19 protein-coding genes and 3 pseudogenes are annotated in these 19,925 nt (G+C 53.3%); 13 read left to right on the top strand and 9 right to left on the bottom strand.

Annotated features, from left to right (window positions below; all coding sequences use genetic code 11):
* From DU506_RS18230 to DU506_RS18205, 6 genes are all read right to left on the bottom strand, one after another.
* A partial coding sequence (locus DU506_RS18230; protein ID WP_479715041.1) for an adenine nucleotide alpha hydrolase family protein occupies window positions 1-331 on the bottom strand: 331 nt, incomplete at its 3' end.
* Entirely contained in the window at window positions 328-1,080 is a 753-nt protein-coding gene (locus DU506_RS18225; RefSeq protein WP_114488296.1) for an electron transfer flavoprotein subunit beta/FixA family protein, read from the bottom strand. The genes DU506_RS18225 and DU506_RS18230, both read right to left, overlap by 4 nt.
* A gap of 108 nt (window positions 1,081-1,188) precedes the next feature.
* On the bottom strand, window positions 1,189-2,583 hold the full coding sequence (locus DU506_RS18220) for a hypothetical protein (protein WP_114488295.1): 1,395 nt from the start codon (window positions 2,581-2,583) through the stop codon (window positions 1,189-1,191).
* Window positions 2,580-3,056 (bottom strand): PaaI family thioesterase, encoded by a 477-nt coding sequence (locus DU506_RS18215; protein WP_114488294.1) that lies wholly within the window; start codon window positions 3,054-3,056, stop codon window positions 2,580-2,582. Before DU506_RS18215 ends, DU506_RS18220 begins: the two co-directional genes overlap by 4 nt.
* On the bottom strand, window positions 3,053-4,651 hold the full coding sequence (locus tag DU506_RS18210) for a class I adenylate-forming enzyme family protein (protein WP_114488293.1): 1,599 nt from the start codon (window positions 4,649-4,651) through the stop codon (window positions 3,053-3,055). The genes DU506_RS18215 and DU506_RS18210 overlap by 4 nt, the downstream gene beginning before the upstream one ends.
* Window positions 4,651-5,802 (bottom strand): acyl-CoA dehydrogenase family protein, encoded by a 1,152-nt coding sequence (locus DU506_RS18205; RefSeq protein ID WP_114488292.1) that lies wholly within the window; start codon window positions 5,800-5,802, stop codon window positions 4,651-4,653. Before DU506_RS18205 ends, DU506_RS18210 begins: the two co-directional genes overlap by 1 nt.
* 246 nt (window positions 5,803-6,048) lie before the next feature.
* Between DU506_RS18205 and DU506_RS18200 the strand changes: the two genes are divergently transcribed.
* The 3 genes from DU506_RS18200 (at window position 6,049) to DU506_RS18190 (ending at window position 9,794) form a co-directional block, all read left to right on the top strand.
* Complete coding sequence (locus tag DU506_RS18200) at window positions 6,049-7,596, top strand: 3-hydroxyacyl-CoA dehydrogenase (protein ID WP_114488291.1); 1,548 nt, start codon at window positions 6,049-6,051, stop codon at window positions 7,594-7,596.
* Window positions 7,597-7,610: 14 nt separating this feature from the next.
* A complete protein-coding gene (locus tag DU506_RS18195) occupies window positions 7,611-8,816 on the top strand; it encodes a 3-oxoadipyl-CoA thiolase (protein WP_114488290.1) in 1,206 nt (401 codons plus the stop codon).
* Between the two features lie 159 nt (window positions 8,817-8,975).
* Complete coding sequence (locus DU506_RS18190; RefSeq protein WP_114488289.1) at window positions 8,976-9,794, top strand: IclR family transcriptional regulator; 819 nt, start codon at window positions 8,976-8,978, stop codon at window positions 9,792-9,794.
* 549 nt (window positions 9,795-10,343) lie between these two features.
* Here the strand turns inward: DU506_RS18190 and DU506_RS18185 are convergent.
* Window positions 10,344-10,610, bottom strand: a complete 267-nt coding sequence (locus tag DU506_RS18185; protein ID WP_114488288.1) for a heme oxygenase-like domain-containing protein — start codon at window positions 10,608-10,610, stop codon at window positions 10,344-10,346.
* Window positions 10,611-10,749: 139 nt separating this feature from the next.
* Between DU506_RS18185 and DU506_RS18180 the strand changes: the two are divergent.
* The 3 genes and pseudogenes from DU506_RS18180 to DU506_RS18170 all read left to right on the top strand — a co-directional run.
* Window positions 10,750-10,901: pseudogene (locus DU506_RS18180) on the top strand (methyl-accepting chemotaxis protein); the annotation flags it as partial.
* 90 nt (window positions 10,902-10,991) lie between these two features.
* Window positions 10,992-11,962 (top strand): annotated as a pseudogene (locus tag DU506_RS18175) (IS1595 family transposase).
* Between the two features lie 12 nt (window positions 11,963-11,974).
* Window positions 11,975-12,247 carry a methyl-accepting chemotaxis protein gene (locus DU506_RS18170; protein WP_114488287.1) on the top strand — a complete coding sequence of 91 codons (273 nt, stop codon included), beginning with the start codon at window positions 11,975-11,977 and terminating at the stop codon, window positions 12,245-12,247.
* 307 nt (window positions 12,248-12,554) lie between these two features.
* Here the strand turns inward: DU506_RS18170 and DU506_RS22305 are convergent, their stop codons facing one another.
* Window positions 12,555-12,674: an HNH endonuclease gene (locus DU506_RS22305; RefSeq protein ID WP_235825775.1), complete on the bottom strand. Its 120-nt coding sequence runs from the start codon at window positions 12,672-12,674 to the stop codon at window positions 12,555-12,557.
* Window positions 12,675-13,185: 511 nt separating this feature from the next.
* Here DU506_RS22305 and DU506_RS18160 point away from each other — a divergent pair.
* The 7 genes and pseudogenes from DU506_RS18160 to DU506_RS18135 form a co-directional block, all read left to right on the top strand.
* Window positions 13,186-13,614, top strand: a pseudogene (locus DU506_RS18160) (LysR family substrate-binding domain-containing protein); the annotation flags it as partial.
* 791 nt (window positions 13,615-14,405) lie between these two features.
* The gene (locus tag DU506_RS22595) at window positions 14,406-14,531 is read left to right on the top strand and encodes a hypothetical protein (protein ID WP_268877343.1); all 126 of its coding nucleotides are present in this window, start codon (window positions 14,406-14,408) and stop codon (window positions 14,529-14,531) included.
* Complete coding sequence (locus DU506_RS22880) at window positions 14,518-14,823, top strand: zinc ribbon domain-containing protein (protein ID WP_114488285.1); 306 nt, start codon at window positions 14,518-14,520, stop codon at window positions 14,821-14,823. The genes DU506_RS22595 and DU506_RS22880 overlap by 14 nt, the downstream gene beginning before the upstream one ends.
* A 1,085-nt stretch (window positions 14,824-15,908) precedes the next feature.
* Window positions 15,909-17,030 (top strand): hypothetical protein, encoded by a 1,122-nt coding sequence (locus tag DU506_RS18150; protein ID WP_181870811.1) that lies wholly within the window; start codon window positions 15,909-15,911, stop codon window positions 17,028-17,030.
* 267 nt (window positions 17,031-17,297) lie between these two features.
* Window positions 17,298-18,071, top strand: coding sequence for a ParA family protein (locus tag DU506_RS18145; RefSeq protein WP_114488283.1), 774 nt, complete (start codon window positions 17,298-17,300; stop codon window positions 18,069-18,071).
* Between the two features lies 1 nt (window position 18,072).
* On the top strand, window positions 18,073-19,188 hold the full coding sequence (locus tag DU506_RS18140) for a ParB/RepB/Spo0J family partition protein (protein WP_114488282.1): 1,116 nt from the start codon (window positions 18,073-18,075) through the stop codon (window positions 19,186-19,188).
* A 5-nt stretch (window positions 19,189-19,193) separates the two neighbouring features.
* Window positions 19,194-19,481, top strand: a complete 288-nt coding sequence (locus DU506_RS18135) for a helix-turn-helix domain-containing protein (RefSeq protein ID WP_114488281.1) — start codon at window positions 19,194-19,196, stop codon at window positions 19,479-19,481.
* Between the two features lie 101 nt (window positions 19,482-19,582).
* Here the strand turns inward: DU506_RS18135 and DU506_RS18130 are convergent, their stop codons facing one another.
* A complete protein-coding gene (locus DU506_RS18130) occupies window positions 19,583-19,822 on the bottom strand; it encodes an amphi-Trp domain-containing protein (RefSeq protein ID WP_114488280.1) in 240 nt (79 codons plus the stop codon).
* Window positions 19,823-19,925: the final 103 nt, after the last annotated feature.

The following is a 19,925-nucleotide window of genomic DNA, read 5'->3' as shown; positions in this document are numbered from 1 at the left end:
CCTTGAGCGCCGCGACACGCGGCATGACGTTCTTGCCGGTGGTCGAGGCCACCGCCAGCACGTGGCTGTAATCGCCGGCCAGTTCGGTGATCAAGGCGCTCAGCGGCTCGGCCAGCTGGTGGGCGTAGACCGCATGATCGGCGACGCGCACCTTGGCCACGCCGTCGAGTTTGGCCGCGGCCTGGGCCACGCCGTCGACGTTCTCGCCCGCCACCAGGACGTCAATATTGCCGCCGCCGGCTTGCTGGATCTGTTGCGCCGCGGCCACGGCATGGGCGGTGGCGGCAGCCAGTTGGCCGTCGTGATGTTCGGCAAGGACCAGAATGCTCATGAGATCACCTTGGCTTCGTTCTTGAGTTTATCGACCAGCTCGTCCACCGAGCCCACCTTGATGCCACCCTTGCGCTCGGCCGGGGATTCGACCTTGACCAGGCTGACCCGCGAGGCTGTTTCAACGCCGAGATCCTCCGGCGTCTTGACGTCCATGGGCTTTTTCTTGGCCTTCATGATGTCGGGCAGCTTGGCGTAGCGCGGCTCGTTCAAGCGCAGATCCGCTGTGACGATGGCGGGCAGGGACAGTTCCAGGGTCTGGAGGCCACCATCGATCTCGCGGGTCACCTGCAGCGTGTCGCCGTCCACCACCACCTCGGAGGCGACGGTACCCTGGGCCAGGCCGGTCAGGGCGGCCAGCAGCTGGCCGGTCTGGTTGTTGTCGGTGTCGATGGCCTGTTTGCCCAGCCGCACCAGGGACGGCTGCTCCTCCTCGACCACCTTGGCCAGCAACTTGGCCACGGCGAGCGACTCGACGCGTTCGTCGGTCTGCACATGAATCGCGCGATCCGCGCCCAGCGCCAAGGCGGTGCGCAGCTGTTCCTGGGCTGCCTTGGGGCCGATGGTCACCACCACCACTTCCGTGGCCACGCCTTTTTCCTTCAGGCGCACGGCTTCTTCCACGGCGATTTCGCAGAAGGGGTTCATGGCCATCTTGACGTTGGTGAGGTCGACATCGCTGTGGTCCGGCTTGACCCGGATCTTGACGTTGTAGTCGATGACGCGTTTGACCGCGACGAGTACTTTCATGCTTTTCTCCTAATTTATTGCTTGTGGATTTAGCCTGCTCATAATGCCTAAAGAGAAACTTGGTTTTAGTTTTTGGTATTACAGGATAAAAACCTGATTTGCCGTCCTTCAAGAACCAAAGCGTGCCAGCAAGAACCAGGTCGCCAGTAATGGCACGGCAGCGCACAGAAAAAAGCCGTTCCAGCGATAGCCGATCCTTGTCGCAGGGACTGCCGTAAAACGAGACAAGATCAGCATGGAGGCGGTCATGGGTGAGGACATCAATGCAAAGGCCCAGCCCACCATCAGCGCTGCACCGATCAAGGGAAGAGTCAGGCCTTCAATAGCCAACTGCGGTAAAAGTCCGGCCAGCAGAGTCACCGTCACAATCGGATTGATGCCAATCTGTGCCAATAGCGTGACCGTCAACATGGCGATCACCACATTGAAGCCACCCAAGGCATCGAGAAATGCCAAGGCTGTGGCCAAACTGGCAGTATCCACCAACCCCACGCATAAGTGGCCGAGATAGCCTGCTGTTCCCAGCACCACGAGTTCATTGCTCGCGGGTGCCAACAGCCAGGGCAACTGGCGATGCATGCTGAAACCAGCCGCGACCACTCCCAGCCCTCCCAGACGCCGGCGTTGCCAGGCAAGCCAAATAAAAGCGCCGGCAGGTGCGCCCAGCAAGGCCGCTATGGGTAAACGAAGTTCCAGCCACCAGGAAAGACTGAATACCAGCATCACGATGCCTGCCAGCAATATGCTGAACTGACCCAGGGGTAACAGAGACGGCGTTGGTTTTTCCGCTGCTGTAAGCGGTGGCTTAGGACCGGTTAAGTGATCGATTGCCCAGCCAGCCACAAAGATCAGCAAAGCGGCTCCCAAGACATAGGGAGCCAGCTCACGCCAAGTGAGGTCGGGCATGCTGGAAAGGACCACCGCCACTCCGATACCCATGGGAGATATCAGGGGTGCCAGAGAGAAGCCACGCAGCAAAGCCAGCATCATGCGACGCTGGCGAACTCTTTGAACCCAGGCATGCCCACCTGCTGCTGCAAGGGTATTGCTCTTCTCGATCATTGAAGCAAATAGATTGAGTACCCCGATATTCAAGATAATCCCGAACAATGCAGACCCGAGTGACAAGATGGGATAACGACGGCTGGGAGGCTGAAGCAACATGCTCTTCCCGCAACGCCTTACCAAGCGTGAGCGGTAGGCCGGCAGACGTAACAGGCTCAATGCCACGATAAACGTCACGAAAAAAGCAAAACGCCCCGCAGCATCAAACAGAAGTCGACCCGGCGAGTCCACTTGCCATATCGCTATCAGCGTCAGGCTTGCCGCGACCAGTAACAACCCGCGCGCCATGCCGGAAAAATGACCGCGCAGCGTAATTAAATACCCCCCTAGGGCCAGGATACCTACCCCTTGCACCCATAGGTTGCCCCCTACCAAATGAAACAATGTGGTAAGCGTTACGACTACTAATAAGGTTGCTTTCAACCGCTCAATGCTCACGTAGCATCGCCTTCAGACGACTCACTACCAGACGACTCACTACCAGACGACTCGCTGCCATTACGGCGCCGAAACGTTCCTTCCGCCATGGCAATCAAGTTGCCTTGCGCATCTTCCACCTGACCGCTCGACATGAATATCTTCGCTCCTCCTCCACGTAGCTCACCTATCGCGCGTAATTTGCCGCTGCGTGCCGGACTGACAAAGGTCGTGGTCAAGGACAAGGTCATTCCCTTGCGTATTCGTTCGGGCGAAGCGCAGTAGAGCCCAGCAAGACTGAGCGCACTATCCAGCAAAGAGGTCAGCACCCCGCCATGCACATTGCCGCTTCGGTTGAAGTGCTTCTCTTCAATATTCAGTTCAAGCACGATTCGCTTCGTCGTCCACTCGGCGACATAAATTCCTAGCAGTTCGTGATAGCCCATCGTGACCTGATGATGGTCCAGCTGAGACTCTGTTGGCGCCGACGTCATGACGTGCCCTCTTGTTGTGCCAGGTCACGCAGGCGTCCCTTGAGGATCTTGCCGCTGGCAGTAGAAGGAAGGCTGTCCATCCAGATAATTTGGGTAGGACGTTTGTAAGGGGCCAGACGCTCAGCAATAAAGGCCTTTAGAGTAGCGGCGTCAAGCAATGCGCCCGGTTCGGTTTGAACGAATGCGATGACTTCCTCGTTACCGGAAACTTGACGCCCTACCACGGCGGATAACGTGACATCCGGATGCTGGTTGATCACTGCTTCCACGTCGGGGGGATAAATATTGAAGCCGGAGCGAATGATCAATTCCTTACTACGCCCGACGATGTAGAGCTGGCCATGGTCGTCAAGCCGCGCAATGTCGCCGGTATTGAGCCAACCATCAAAGGTCAAGCAAGCTCGGGTAGCGTCAGGCTGACGAAAGTAGCCTTTCATGATATTCGGACCGCGTACCCAAAGCTCACCGATACCATCCTTTGTGTCCTCCTCACTACTTTCACTCAACGCTTCAAGACGATACTCCAGCAGCGGCAACACACGGCCGACAGTGTTACTGACAGGGCGATCATCGATGCGGGTCTGGCTGATGGTGGGGCTGGCCTCGGTCAAGCCATAGCCGTTGTGAAGGGTCAAACCGAAACAAGCTTCCACACGCTGCTTGATATCGGCATCCAGCGGCGAGCCCCCTGCGGAAATATAGATCAACTGTGGGGCTTTGAGTGCTCGCCCTTCACGGCGCAGGAACTCAAGGGTACGAGCATACATGGCAGGTACCCCCTGCAGCACGGTGATACCTTCGTACTCAAGCGCATCGAGCAGTGGTACCGCCTCGAAACGTGGAATGGTGTACAGGCAAGCCCCATTGTAGAGCGATCCCATGCATACCGACGACAAGCCGAATACATGCGACATGGGGAGCACCCCGTAGACCCGCTGACCTTCGCTGAGATGACGCATGCCGCCAGAAATCGAGGCGATGTAAAGAATGCCCCGATGAGTCAACATCACGCCTTTTGGCGTCCCCGTGGTACCCGAGGTATAGATCATCGCCGCAACCTGATCGGCGCCGCTGGCTTCCACCACTTCCGGTGTGCTTTCCATCAAGGCGCTGATGCGCAATCGCCCCAAGCTAGGATGCGCATAGAGTTCAGCCCCGTGCCGCTTGCCATGAGCGTCAGCTTCAGGCGAGGCCTCCCCTGTATAGAAAATGCGCCGGGGCTCACAATTCTCTCGAATCAGGTCGATTTCATTGTCTGATAGCCTCGAATTGACAATCGCCACCCAGGCATCCAGCTCACTGGCAGCGAGTAATAGCACCACGAGGGCGCGGCCATTTTCGCTGACAGCCATCAGCCGGTCTCCCGGGCGCACATCCAACGCCCGCAACCATTGGTGAGCCGCTTCGATCTCTTGGGCAAGCTCCGCATAGGTCCAACGCACGTCACCATCGACCAAGGCGGGATGCTCAGGAATACGCTGTGCATTGGCCAGTACTCGCGTGCTCAGACGCTCAGGGAGCTCGTCAACCAAGGTGCTGGCCAAGCGTCCGAAGATCAATTCATCGGGTGCCTGGTGCATTAGCGAAGGTGACATCAGCTTGCCTCCCGCACCATGTTGCGTGCGACCACCAACTGCTGGATTTGCGTAGTACCTTCGTAGATCCGAAACAGGCGTACATCACGATAAAAGCGTTCTACCGCATACTCGGCCATGTATCCCGCGCCGCCATGCACTTGAACGGCTCGGTCTGCTACCCGGCCGACCATTTCGGCACAAAACAGTTTGCAGCAAGAGGCCAGCGTGGACACATTTTCTCCCGTATCTTTACGGCGTGCCGCGTCCATCACCATGGCATAACCCGCATAGGCTTCGGTCTTGCTATCGGCGAGCATGGCTTGGATCAGTTGATGATCAGCCAGCATGGCGCCGAATTGTTTACGCTCCATGGCATAGTGCAACGATTCCTCGACGAGACGATCAGCGACACCCACACACACAGCCGAAATATGCAGTCGTCCTCTATCCAATACTTTCATTGCAGTCTTGAAGCCTTGGCCTTCCTTGCCCCCTATGATGTTTTCCGCAGGCACCCGACAGTTATCGAAAATGATATCGCAGGTATGAGCACCTTTTTGGCCCATCTTGTTATCCGCCGGACCACGTATCAATCCCGGGGTGTCTCCCTGGACAATAAAGGCGGAGATACCCCCCGCTCCCTTGTTGGCGGGGTCGGTTCGTGCCATTACGGTGAACAAGTCCGCCTCGGGACCATTAGTGATGTAGCGCTTGGTACCATTGAGGATGTAATGATCACCATCGCGAATTGCAGTGGTACGCAAGCTTGCGGCATCAGAACCGGAGTCAGGTTCGGTGAGGCAGAAGGAGCTGAGTATTTCACCGGTAGCTAAACGCGGCACATATTTGGCTTTCTGCTCTTGAGTGCCATCAATCAGGATTCCTTGAGCACCAATCCCGTTATTGGTACCAAAAACCGAGCGAAACGCGGGGGAAGTCTTGCCGATTTCCATCGCCACCAACGCCTCTTCCTCCATGGTCAGCCCTAGACCGCCGTACTCTTCTGGAATCGACAGCCCGAACAATCCCATTTCTTTCATTTCTTCTAGCAATTCTGGCGGAACGGCATCTTCTTCAGCGAGGCGCTCTTCGTTAGGTATCAAGCGTTCACGCACAAATCGGGAGATCGTATCGAGTAGCTGACTTAGTAGTTCTGGATCACGAATCATGGAGTGTCCTCGCGGGTAAAAATTGGCGGGCTAATCCCAGGGGTCGGCTTGCAAATCAGGTAGCGTTTTGCATAGCAAAATTACGGTTCGCATTACTTGTCATGCACTTTTGCATAGCCTAGGATGGCAGTCAATAAACGGAATGCAGTTTTGCTTTGCGAAACTATAAATCAAAAGCACCTATTTACACATTCCATACCCGACCGGCCAAAACCAGACGCTATTACCCGCCAGGAGAGTTCTGCCATGACAACCATCACCTCAAGCGAGGACAAAAACCCTCAGCCTTTAAAGACAGTCGGTATTGTCGGTACCGGTGCCATGGGCCGGGGTATTGCACAGCTCGCGGCCCAGTCCGGCATGTTGGTTTATTTGTACGACAGTCGCGAAGGCGCTGTCGCGGAGGCGCAGGATTTTATCGGCGGGTTGTGGCAACGAAAGCTTGAAAAACAAAGCCTGAACCAGGCACAAGTCGAGAGTTATACAACCAGTCTTGTCAACGCCGTCAGTCTCGACGGCATGGCAAGTTGCGACATCGTGATAGAAGCGATTGTCGAAAAACTCGAAGCTAAGCAGGTGTTGTTCAAACAGTTGGAAGCGGTTATCGCTGACGATGCGGTACTGGCGACCAATACCTCTTCATTATCCGTGACCGCAATTGCCGCCGGCTGCCGTTTACCGGAGCGGGTGATTGGTTTTCATTTCTTCAACCCTGTCCCCGTGATGAAAATTGTCGAAGTGATACCTGGGCTGCGGACGGGACTTGATTGTCTTGAGCGCGTCGAAGCCTTGGGGCAGGCAATGGGCCATTACACGGCGCGTGCCACCGATACTCCCGGATTTCTGGTTAATCATGCAGGACGAGCCTTCAGTACTGAAGCATTGCGAATCCTTGGCGAAAGCGTCGCAGACCCCATGACAATCGATCGTGTTCTGGTCGATCAAGGTGGCTTTCGTATGGGGCCTTTTGCGCTCCTCGACCTTACTGGACTCGATGTGTCGCATGCCGTGATCGAGTCTATCTATCATCAGTATTATGAGGAGCCTCGCTTTCGCCCTTCTCCCCTGACTCGCCCACGTCTGGATGCAGGGCTATTGGGACGAAAAAGTGGGGAAGGTTTTTATCACTATGAAGCTGGCAAACCAGTGCTCCACGATGAGCCTCCTGTGCCGGAGGTAACGCCACTTCCGGTATGGATCAGTCCTGAAGATGGAGCTGCTCATCAAGCACTGACCGCCTTGACCAAGGCCGCGGGTTGGCTGATAGAAGACGGTAGTGTCCCCAGCGATACCGCCTTGTGCCTGCTCACTCCCCTGGGAGAAGACGCCACTACCTGTGCATTACGCCAGGGGCTGGATGCAAGCCGGTGCATGGCCGTCGATATGCTTGGCGGCCTGGAAAAGCGGCGCAGCCTGATGGCGACGCCAGCCACGCAATCTCTCTACCAGGATGCTGCCAGACACCTGCTTGGAAATGACGGCACTGCGGTCAGTACTTTCAACGACAGCAACGGTTTCATCCTGCAACGTATGGTCGCTTGCATTGTTAACGTCGGAGCCGACATCGCACAGCAAGGTGTCGCGGCGCCCGAAACCATCGACCGCGCGGTGGAATTGGGACTTGGGTATCCCCGAGGCCCTTTGAGTATGGGCGACTACTATGGCAGCCGGCACATTCTTACCATTCTCGATCATATTCTGGCCGCCACTGGAGACCCTCGCTATCGTGCCAGCCCTTGGCTGCGACGCCGCGCTTTACTAAATCTGCCCTTGACCACCCCCGAACAAAACTAACAGGAGAGTTTCGCATGAATGATGCCTTTATTTATGATGGCTTACGCAGCCCTTTTGGCCGTCACGGTGGCAGCCTGGCCTCTATTCGCCCCGACAATCTGTTGGGTTATGTCTTGAAAGCATTGATTGAGCGTAACGACTTTTCTCTAGGCGCCTATGAAGAAGTCTTGGCTGGTTGTACCAATCAGGCAGGCGAGGATTCACGCAATATAGCGCGTCATTCTGCGCTTTTGGCCGGTTTGCCCGTAGAGGTAGCAGGGCAAACAGTAAACCGTTTATGCGGCAGTGGTTTGGCCGCCATCATTGATGCGACCAGAGCAACACGGCTGGAAGAAGGCAGCTTGTTTCTTGCGGGGGGTGTGGAGTCCATGTCACGAGCACCCTATGTACTAGGTAAAGCTGAATCTCCCTATGCCCGTAATCAGCCGATGTACGATACCGTGATCGGTTCGCGCTTTCCCAACGCCAGGATTGCCCATCAATATGGCAGTCATAGCATGCCGGAAACTGCCGATAATGTAGCTCATGATTTAGGCTTGGGTCGCGATGAAAGCGATGTTTTTGCCGCTCGCTCCCAAGCCCGCTATGCCGATGCCTTGGCAAGAGGGTTTTACGAGGACGAGATAGTGGGTATCGAAGTCCCTCAAGGTCGAAAGCAGCCTGCAATACTGGTCGATAAAGATGAACATCCACGCCCTGGCACTGATGCCGCTAAATTAGGAAAACTTACTTCGTTGTTTGAAGGGGGTGTGGTAACCGCTGGCAATGCATCAGGCCTCAATGACGGGGCGGCCGCTTTACTTATAGGAAGTGGTAAAGCGGGCCAGGAGGCTGGCATCAAGCCACGGGCACGTATCGTCGCTGGGGCGGTCGCCGGGGTATCTCCACGGGTAATGGGATTAGGACCGGTACCAGCGACACAGAAAGTGCTCGCGCGCGCCGGACTAACACTGGGACAGATGGATGTGATTGAAATCAATGAAGCCTTCGCTACCCAAGTGTTAGGCTGTGTTAAACAGCTTGACTTGTCCCCTGATGACAGCCGTCTCAATGCCAATGGCGGCGCTATTGCCATCGGCCACCCACTTGGGGCCTCAGGGGCACGTTTAGCATTGACGGCCCTGCGCCAATTGGAAGCCAACAAAGGACGTTATGCCCTAGTCACCATGTGCATCGGCGTAGGGCAAGGTATTGCCTGTATCATCGAACGGTTGGACTGAGGATGCCCAGCTAGACCAACATTGTTGGTTTCATCAACACATCGAGCGCCTACCTTTCCGTGGGCGTTATCTTGTGGCGTCTTTTCCGCCCTCCCCTTCTCTTTTTTCTAGATATGCGATACTTGGCTTGTTACCCCTCAGCGATCACAGAGATAGCAGATGAAACGACTCGATACCGCTAACAATGAAAGCGTTCTACCTGAAAAAGATCGCAACTTTGTTACCGCCCTGGCACGAGGACTGGAACTATTACGTGCATTCGGCACAGGCGAAGAGTACCTGGGCAATGCCGAGCTATCCAAACGTACTGGCATTCCCCGGCCCACTATTTCCAGACTTACATATACACTGACTGAACTCGGTTACTTGCAGCACAACCAACATTTGGAAAAGTACCGTCTAGGCGCTGGCGTTCTCGCTCTGGGCTACCGTTACTTGGCAAACTTAGGCATTCGTGACATCGCTCGCCCCCATCTTCAAAGTTTAGCGGATGCGACTGATTGCAATGTCAGCCTGGGTGCCGCCGACCGGAATTCCATCGTTTATCTTGAGACTTGTCATGGAAACGGCCCACTAATCATTCGCCTGGATACAGGTTCGAGGCTTCCTATTGCCACTTCTGCCATCGGTCGTGCCTGGCTATGTGGACTGCCACCAGAGCGACAAGAACAGGTAATGCGTGAACTGAAAACGATGTACGGTAAAGAATGGCCGACATTTAAGGACGCTATCCTTAAAAGCCAGGATGACTATGCCCGCTATGGTTTCTGTCTTTCCGAAGGCGATTGGCAGCAAGACATCAGTGCCGTAGCGATGCCTCTGATCTTGGAAGATGGCGCCGAAATCATGGCGATCAATTGCGGTGGTTCAAGCTTGCGGTTAACTCACGAACGGCTAGTCGATAATCTTGGGCCTCGCTTGAAAGACGTCGCTGAGAATATCAAACGAGAACTCTCTCCTAGAAGTTTCCCCACTTGATACAGCAGACTGTCACTCCTCCCAACCACCTTGCTTTGGGGGAATTTCTTGGTTTGCCTTTGGGGAGCCACTGATCAAATCGCCTCTGAGCGACTAAAGCGCAGAGCGTTGCCTGAACACAACGTCAGCGGTTACCTCTGATTGCGCAGATTAGCTTTGTTCTTGGTGAAAGGCTGTCCTCCACGATCATTACTTCGCCCATCAATAGACCCTACTCGGCCAGACTGGCGTTGATCTCCTCGAAGCTCCGTTGGACCAGAATATGGTTTTCCAGCAGGTGGCGCAAAACACCACAAATGTAGTCAGCCTGTTGCTGACTACATTTGTGAGCTACTCCCTTTCATTGTCAAAATGCGGGATTGTTCAGTAATAGCCAAATGTTTCGCATGCGAAACATTTGGCTTGGTGAAGCGACTCAAAGCAGTAATGCTAATTACCTTCTTGCATTGAGCGACGATGGATATTAACCATCACGGGATATTTGCTGCCGTCGGGTAGCTGGAGACGCCAGCACGCCGATGATGCCACTCGCCGAGTGCCCAACCGGGGTCAACTCTCCGAAGTCGAGTGCCGTGCAGATCTCGTCTCGCCCGCCTCATTCAGCGCCGTCAGGTAGTCGTCGAAAGCATGCTGTGCAGCTGTCACTGCCACCAATGACTCTTCGGGCAGGCAGTGCGAATCCAGAAAGGTGAGGAATCGCTGCCAGTGCGCTTCCGATTGAGGTGAGTCGAAGAATGACACCGGTGCAGTGGTGCCGAGTGCCCGGCGTACCTGACGGGCGATGACCTGACCACCCTGCCGGGAGCCTTCCAGCACATAGCACTGACCTGCCAGAATCGCAGATATCGAGGTACTTCCACATAGCCTCGTAGAATGCCTGTTCAGTCTCTTCTGACTTAAGCAGCTGACTAAGGTTCCGACCCAGGGCTTTTTCCGGGGAATAGCCGGTAATGCGATTGATAGTATTGCCTTTCAAACCAACATGCTGGCGCTGAACGACTCTGTGGAAGCCGCACGCACGGGCGTGGCTTTGCCGTGGTCGCCCAGGAAGTGCGCAAGCTGGCTAGCCGTAGCGCACAAGAGGCTGACGAGATTCGTAAGCTTATCGATAATAATTCCTGATTACTCACCTCAGTCAGCCATCAGGCCAGTCTTGAACTACGATGAAAGCATGTGGACGATCAAGGCGTTATCGACATGGCTCGCAACCCTATCCAGTTTCAACCCGGCCTGTCGCTGCCGGCCTTCCTCGAACAGTACGGCACGGAAGAGCAATGCCGTGCGGCCCTCTACCGGCTTCGTTGGCCCAAGAAGTTCGTATGGCAACACGACGTGCTGCCAGCTGTCGCGGGGGCTCTACCAGTGCCATCACTGCCATCATCAGACCTCGCTGACCGCCGGTACCATCTTCCATGGCACGCACCTGCCGCTGACCACCTGGTTCCTGGCGATCTACCTACTGACCCAACGCAAGAATGGCCTCTCGGCACTGCAGCTGTCCCGGGAACTCGGCGTCACCTACAACACGGCCTGGAAGCTCAAGCACAAACTGCTGCAAGTCATGCACGAGCGCAACCCGGGAGAGACGCTTACTGGACGCATCGAGATCGATGACGCCTACCTGGGCGGTGAACGACCGGGGAAGCGCGGGCGCGGCGCTGAGCACAAATTCCCGTTTGTGGCGGCCGTGCAAACCGATGAGGAGGGCCACCCGCAGCGTGTTCAGCTACGCCGTGTGAGCGGCTTTACCCTCACCGAGATACGTCGCTATGCGCAACAGGCCATTGCGCCGGGCAGCCAGGTCATCAGCGATGGTCTGGGGTGTTTCCGGGCTTTCGACACACCAGACTACGCCCACGAGCGCCACATCACGGGCGGAGGGCGTGCCAGCGTGGAGAACCCTGAGTTCAACTGGGTCAACACCCTGCTGGGCAACGTCAAGAACGCCATTACTGGCACCTACCATGCCATCCGCGGGCAGCACGTCCCTCGCTATNACCTACCATGCCATCCGCGGGCAGCACGTCCCTCGCTATCTGGCCGAGTTCGAATACCGCTTCAACAGGCGCTACGACCTCAAGGCCATGATTCCGCGCTTTCTCGCGGTGGCGGTAAAAACGCCGCCGATGCCGTACCGGTTCCTGAAGATGGCTGAGCCATATGCGTAATCAGGTAATAATTTGGCTTGCATCAGTGAAGGCGAAACCTTGGTGAACTCCACCAGTGAAACCTTGGGTACCATCGCCAGGCAGGCACAGCAAATGGCCGAATTGGTCACTGAAATGTCTTCCGCGACCACCGAGCAGTCCGTGGGAATTGAAGAGATCAACCGCGCCATGACCCAGCTGGAGCAGGTTACTCAGCAAAACGCGACATTGACACCCCGGGGTCGACCGCCAGGAACTGGTTTTTGCACACCAACTGCGGTGACAGTTAGCTCTGGCCATCGGTGATCGAGATGAGGTTGGTCGGGATATAGGCCGACAGTTCTCCGCCTGCGCTTCCACCACAGGCAAGCCGGTAATGGAACCGACGTCAGCCAGCCTGGTGTAATATCCGGGCTGATATGTTTCGCATGCGAAACATTTGGCCTGGAGAAGCTGGTGAATGCACCCACGAATCATCTGTTTTTGCGGGGTAAACCCGGTTACTTTATACTTTAGCGCCGGAAGGGATAGTCCGTCTCACTATGAACGATTGGCTGCCCGTTTCCCTTCTCCTTTGATTTGAATCGTGGGTAGCTGGTGATAGCCGTAGCCATTACCCCGTTGCAATACAATAGGGTGTAAGCGGCTGGCTGCCCTTGGCGGTGTTGCAGTCGTAACAGGCAATGGTCAGGTTGCTCATCCGATTCGATCCGTTCCGAGATCGCGGTACCACATGCTCGACTTCCAAAGGTGTGTCGCTGGCGCCGCAATAGGCACATTCCCGGCCCCATTTTCGAAGAGGTCTCCGCGGATCTCGTAGCCCAAGAACCTGCCTTGCTGGTATTCAACAATCATACGACCGGATTCCCTCGTATCAACGAGCGTCAACCAGTGACGCGCGGGAGTAAGGGGTTGCTTGACCAAAAACCTGACGCGGATCTGGTTGTGGTGAAGACTCTGTATCTTCGCCAAGAGCACCTGATTGTAGCGCTTGCCGGGCGTGGCAATATAGCGACCATCTTCCCCAAGAATAAAGGCAGCCGTTCTGCTGTTGAACCCATTGATATAGCCCACACGGCCCAAATAGCGCTCTGCATTCAGTCGCTGAAGCCCTTGAGACTGACGACGTTCTTGCCGTTGCGCTTCTGCTCATGGTTGGTCTGTTTACGGCCTCTGCGGGCCGTGGCTTCATGGAGTGAACGCTTGCGTCCGCCCAAGTAGATTGTCTTGATCTAGACCGTCTACGAGAGGACAAGCTGGACGCAGGCATCCTGTACCTCGACAGCGCCGAGCAACATGGACTAGAAACGCGACTCCTGCAGCATGATCACTTGATATTAGCCGTACCGTCGCCGTCATCATGGGCTAAGTCGCCGCCCACCAGTCTGGAAGACCTCAAGAATGCCGACTTCGTGGGGGGATTCCGTAGCGCCTTACCGGTCTATTATGGTCGTATGATGGCGCACTTTGCCCGTCTGCAGTTCGAACCACGTGTTGTGCAGCATGGCGCTGACAACATCACCATCCTCAGCATAGTAGCTGCTGGCCTGGGCATTGCTATCTTCCCGGCCGCCAGTAGCTCGCATCCCACTCCAGGCATCCGTTTCCTGCAACTGGAGGAACTCACTGCCTGTGACAAGATCGGTAACTGCTGCCGCGATGCGGACCCATAAAGCGATCCAGACCCTCGCCAACGAAAACCAAGTCCTGTGTGCCGAGTCGCTGTATATCACCGTTATAGTGAAAAACCGCCATTTAGCCAAAACTATCAGTGATGCCGACTAGGGCAAATTTGTCCGACAGCTTGAGTACAAGTCTACTTGGGCAGGACGGTAAGTGGTTTTTCGCGCTGATCGATAAAGGAATAGAAGGAAAAGGATAGAAGGACCTAAAGGAGACGATGATCAAGCCATTGATAATGTTGCAGTAACTTGGCAATAACTGGGTAGTGATCTCCCGCATTTAATGGGTTTGATCTCCCGGTTAACGTCGGATTGATCTCCCGATGCGCAGGAATAAGCCGTGTTTCATCTCCCACTTTGTACAACCTGAGTAGGTCAGGGCTGAACGGTTTATGGATTAAATGCAGGCTCATCTCCCAGCAAGAGCTGAATAAAGGCGGTTTGGTCTCCCACTTGGCGAAGGCGAGCTGTGGATAACTGCTGAATGCCGCTCAGGATCACGTTCGAATAGCGCTCAATCTGGCCTCGACTCGATTTTCTGCGCTTTGATCTCCCACTTTTTACCCGATTGATCTCCCACCCAGGGGATCCCGTCATTCGCGCAAGGTGCCTAAAATTCATGCAGTAAGCAGTGCTGGCTCCCTGATCAGGGCTCTCGGCGCTATCTTTGATTAGATTTTAATTAATTTATGGTTATTAATCATTGAGTTACTGATTAAAGCGCCTTTCATCTCCCACTAAGGTGGCACAGTTGCATGCCAAGATCGAGGACTGCAGCCGCGATGCGGATCCATAAAGCGATCCGGACCCTCGCCAACGAAAACCAAGTGCTGTGTGTCGAGTTGCTGAACATCACCGGCATGGTCAAAAATAGATCGCTGGTGAAGGTCATCAGTGATCCGGGCTGAGCTGGTGCGCCAGTTCGACCATAAAAGCCCAGTGGTACGGACGGGATTCCGTCTAGATCGACAAGGGTATCCCAGCTCAAACCTCAAACGCTGTTTTCACTGTGGTCACATCACGGACAAGATGCCGCTAAATGTTTGTACTTGGAACTGTCCGAGTTGCCACACCCAAGGCATCGATCGTGATATCAACGCTGCCCGCAATATCCTCCAGACGGTTAAGGCCATACTAGTCGGGGTCGACAAGCTCCGTCAGCACGAACAGAAGATTACCTTGGGGCTCACGGAACGTTAATCCTGCGACACCTGTGTTAGACCGGCGGCGTTACCACAAAGGACAACGGACTGTGAAACAGGAACCTGGGAGGTGACAACCAGGGAATCCCCTTTACGCTGCAAGGCGATACCGCAAGTTGAGTGAGAGGGAGGATGTCAATTCTGTGAATACTCTGTGAACGCATTTCATGTCTATAAAACCAAGTACGATCACAGTTCGATAAGAAGCAGAAGCAATAAAGGAATAGAAGGAAAAGGATAGAAGGAATTAAAGGAGGCGATGATCAAGTTATTGATAATATTGAAGTAACTTGGCAATAACTAGGCAGTGATCTCCCGCATTTAATGGGTTTGGTCTCCCGGTTAACGTCGGATTGATCTCCCGATGCGCAGGAATAAGCCGTGTTTCATCTCCCACTTTGTACAACCTGAGTAGGTCAGGGCTGAACGGTTTATGGATTAAATGCAGGTTCATCTCCCAGCGATGGCTGAATAAAGGCGGTTTGGTCTCCCACTTGGCGAAGACGAGCTGTGGATAACTGCTGAATGCCGCTCAGGATCACGTCCGAATAGCGCTCAATTTTGCCTCGACTCTATTTTATGCGCTTTGATCTCCCACTTTTTACCCGATTGATCTCCCACCCAGGGGAATCGTCATTCACGCATGTACCCATAATTCATACAGTAAATGTCGCTGGCTCCCTGATCAGGACTCTCGACGCTTTCTTTTATTAAATTTTCTTTAATTTATATTTATTAATCATAGAGTTACTGATTAAAACGTCTTTCATCTCCCACCTGTCCTCCTCCTGTGCCTACAGCTACAGCGAGAAGATAACCACATTCCAGTCTGAAGTTGATTCCCTCAGGCCACCCAGGCCATAAATAGTTTGCTGATTAAATACGCTTTCATCTCCCACCTTCATTGCTTGGAGGATAAAATACGTAACATGGCCTAACCAGGCACGTCGACGGGGAATAAAAGCGCTTTCATCTCCCGCTTTTCGAGGGTTTCATCTCCCACCTCACTTGCTATATAACGTGAAATCGGCCATGACTATGACAAAGTGATAAGTGCATGGGGGCAAGGGGACAGTGCAAAAAGTGGCAGATAAACAAATCATGCTATGGGGAGCCGAAGGGGCTTTCACTCCTGGAATCAGTACGCCAGAAACCCGAGACGTAGAAGCCTTGCGCCTTTTTCAGTCGTTTCTGTGCAATAGTGCTGATGAACGCACCAAGCTTTCAAATGTCATTATGCTGTGGGAAACGGTTCCAAAATATAGCGGTGAGATACTAAATTCTGTCAAAAATGAAGAGCTCCCCAATGCCCATGAGGTAGATTTCGCTATCGCGGATCATCCTTTCAAAATGACGCTCTTTCCCGGTACCTATTACCCAACCAAAAATAGCAAGCCACTAAGGCGCTATCCTGGTGCCCGTGAGCAGGCAGTGGAGCAAGCCCTCATCCACTTAGCTTGTGACCAAGCAGAAATGCACCGGGTCGATGGCGAAACGCTATATCGCGTGCAATTTTCAATACGTGATATGGCTAGGGTATTGAAAGCCATGGGCAGCACGTTAAGTCACGCACAGGTTCGCCAAGCTCTCGAAGTGCTTTCATCGACTATCATGACCATTAAAGAAGGCAACGATCAGCGTTCAAGCGATAAACGTCATCCCATCTTGCCCAGCTTTGATCGCATTCAGAGCAAAGAAGGCCTCAAGCAAGGCAAGGATGTATGGCGCGTGCAGCTGCATCCTTTGGTTTCCCATGCCATTCGCAATGTTACCTATCGGCAATACCCACTGTCCCATACATTTGGCTTCACGCCCTATGCCTCTTATTTGATCCGACAGATGCATTATTTGGCACCGAATATATCCCCAGCCCACCCGTTCACGTTCCGGATACAGGCGCTGCGTGCCACCACCCCAGGTTTAAATCACAAGAAAATCAGTGGCAGTATCAACGCTCTCAAGCGTGAACTAGAAAAAATGAAAGTGGCTGGTTTGCTTGAAGACTTTCATGTGGAAGAAATATTCCCTAAGCGTCGTCCACGTGGACGTCCTTCTCCAATTGATGCCGAGTTCACGCTTCATCCTGGAAAAGACTGGATTCAGCACGTCATGGCTGGCTCACGTCGAATGGGAGAAAACGAACGTACCTTGGGTCTTCCACGCAGCCAGCGTAAAGCACGCCAAGAAACGCTACCATTACTGTGACTGCGTCCGCCCGCATGGCTGAAAAATTCTGCATAATCCATATTTCTGAGAATTAATCAGTTAGCCTTCAAGCTAATTAAAAAGTCATTCTCTGCGCTGTTTTTGAGCCATAAGCAGCATTTTATGCTCTGGCTGCATCAATTTCAGGGCTTGCTGTCTCAGTTTATGTTGCTTAGAATGTTTCGCATGCGAAACATTCTGTTGGCTAAACGACAGTAAATTAAACACACCAATCCAGCCTTTTTAGGTCGGCCCACCGGGGAGCCCATGACAAAGATCATCAGCTTTGCCAACCAGAAGGGTGGCGTCGGCAAGTCCACCATCTGCCTCCAGACAGTTTTCCACCTTACCGAATCAGGCTATCGCGTACTTGTGATCGACTTGGATCCCCAGGGCAACACCTCCAGCCGTTTATCGAAAAGTGATGGTGAATTCACTGGCACATCCTCGGCAGAGCTTTTCCAGGAGAACTTCACAGATATCAAGGTAATGCCTTGCCCACGTGGAATGGATCTAATTTGGAGTACCAAAAATGATCCTGAACTATCTGAAATAGAGGGACTTCCCTTATCCTGTGTCCTGAATCCAGCGGATAATCTGGAGAAAAGTGGAATTCTGGAACATTACGATTATGTAGCAGTTGACTGTCCTCCAAGCCTGGGGCGAAAGCTAGTCGCCGCGCTTACGCTATCGACACACGTCATCTGCCCAGTGCAGGTGAGTGGATTCGCCCTGGACGGTGTGGAGGGTTTGCTCAATACAATCATCAGTGTTCAAGATGAGCTGAATCCTGAACTGGAAAATACCGGCATGGTGATCAACAACCTTAATCGTAATTTTCCTTCGCATCTTCAAGCATGCAAGCAGCTGCGAGAGGCGGTTCCAGATTTAGTTTATACCGCTGAAATTGGCTTGAGAGGAAAGCTTGATGAGGCAAATAATCTAGGCGTTCCTGTATGGAGTATCAAAGCGACATCGGCTCGTGAGGCTGCCAAGGACATGCGTGCTGTCATCAATGAGCTGATGGAAAAGGTGGGCTGAGATGTCAATCGGAAACCTCGAGAATCTGCAAACTCTCTCACGCCGCTCGAAAGGGGCGAAAGAAGTCCTCGTACTAAATTGCGAAGATGTTGTTCCTAAGGCTAGCCAAGTCCGCGAAAAATTCAGCGGTATTGAAGAGCTTGCCGCTTCCATCAAGGTAAATGGGCAAGAGCAACCTATTATTGTTCACCCTAAGGGAAACGACGGAAAGTACCGGATCCAAAAGGGCGAACGACGCTGGCGTGCCTGCAAGTTGGCGGGCTTGAAGATTGAAGTAATCGTCAACAAGAAGGAGTTGGATGAACTTGATGAGACGGCTGGTGAGTTAATCGAGAATATTCAGCGTGAAAATCTGACGCCGATAGAAATTGCTCGTGGATTCCAAAAATTCATCACTGCCGGGTGGAAGGCTGTTGATGTTTCCAAACGGCTAGGTAAATCTAGAGGATATGTGTCTCAGCACTTGGCTTTGCTCAAGCTACCTGAGTGCGTTATGGCATTATATGATGAAGATATTACCTCTGACCCCGAGACGTTGAATATTCTTCGTCAGATTTATGACATAGCTCCAGCGCAAGCAGAAATTCTTTGCCGGAAAGCCCTCGACGAGGGGATCAGTCGAAAAGCGGCTCGCCAGTTACACAAGCAGGCGAAGGCCAGTACATTGCCGGATGATCCTAACCCTAATTTGGTCTCAGAAACCACTTCTTCAATTTCTGCTGCTGATTCATTTCCCTCAACTAGCCCGACAGGGGAGGGTAGTGAAAACGATACATTGACTCATGCTGATACATCGAAGGGCAATAGAAAAAAAGGTCGTGAGGTACCAAGTCACCAAACTGAACCAAACACATCTCAACCTGCCAAGCTTCGTCAGGTTGCTAGGTTGAATGTTGAAGATACATCTAAAAAGTGGCTTGAAGCTGAACCTTCGGCTGCCCGTATCGTTGTCAGCCTGGAGGAGGGCGGTGCTCGACGAACAGGCATTCTTTTGCTGGATCGAGTCGACTTAGAACCAGGATATTGCTGGATTCGATTGGATGATGATAATGAAGACACTCTTATCCGTGTGATGGTCTCTGAGGTGCAGTTGGTTGGTGTTGAAGGTGGGGTATAACCTTGATGCCAAACCTGTCTAGAGACGCGAAACGCAAGTATGCGATCATTCATGCGCTTGAGGTGCTGGATAAGCCTAATCTGCAGGATATTGTCGAGGAAACGGCAATTCCTGCAGGTACAGTAAAACGTCAGCTTACTTCAATTCGAGAGGAGTTCAGGCTTCATATTCTGTTTATCCGGGATGCCAGCTCTCCAGAGGGTGCCAATGGTTATTACTCTTTGGAAAGCTGGGGAATCCTTGATCGAGAAGCTTTCCTAAGCCATTTTGGTTCATCGAAGGTCGACGATTAAGTGTTTTTGAGTTTTCGCTTCCGCTAAAGCTCATAACGTCGCCCAATCGGGCGACGTTATATGTGCCTTTGGCGTCGCGGGCTAGCTGATTTAGCTTTTCGCTACTCTCTCTTCCATTTGATCTGAAACTCTACCTCTTCTTCATCATCCGAACGCTCGTGTTCAATAGTGAACTCGGCACGTGTTGGCACATATATTCGTTCTCCCGCTATCTGGATATCAAAGCGTCTATCGCTTTCGATAGCATCTGCTAGACGCCGCAGTTTTGAGATGAATTCGGCTTTGGGGTAGCCTTTTTCAACGTCTCGTTCGGCTTTGGTTACCTTGACATCCTCCCCCACCTTCAGCGCTAGCGCGCTTGTGGAAGGGGATTCCCTGGTCGTTACCTCCCAGGTTCCTGCTTCGCTGTCCGTCGCCTCAATGCCTTGGCATTGCCGGTCTTAC

This window comes from Vreelandella rituensis (assembly GCF_003336665.1).
In the GTDB taxonomy this organism is placed as follows: Bacteria; Pseudomonadota; Gammaproteobacteria; order Pseudomonadales; family Halomonadaceae; genus Vreelandella; species Vreelandella rituensis.
This window is presented reverse-complemented; position numbering and strand designations above follow the sequence as displayed.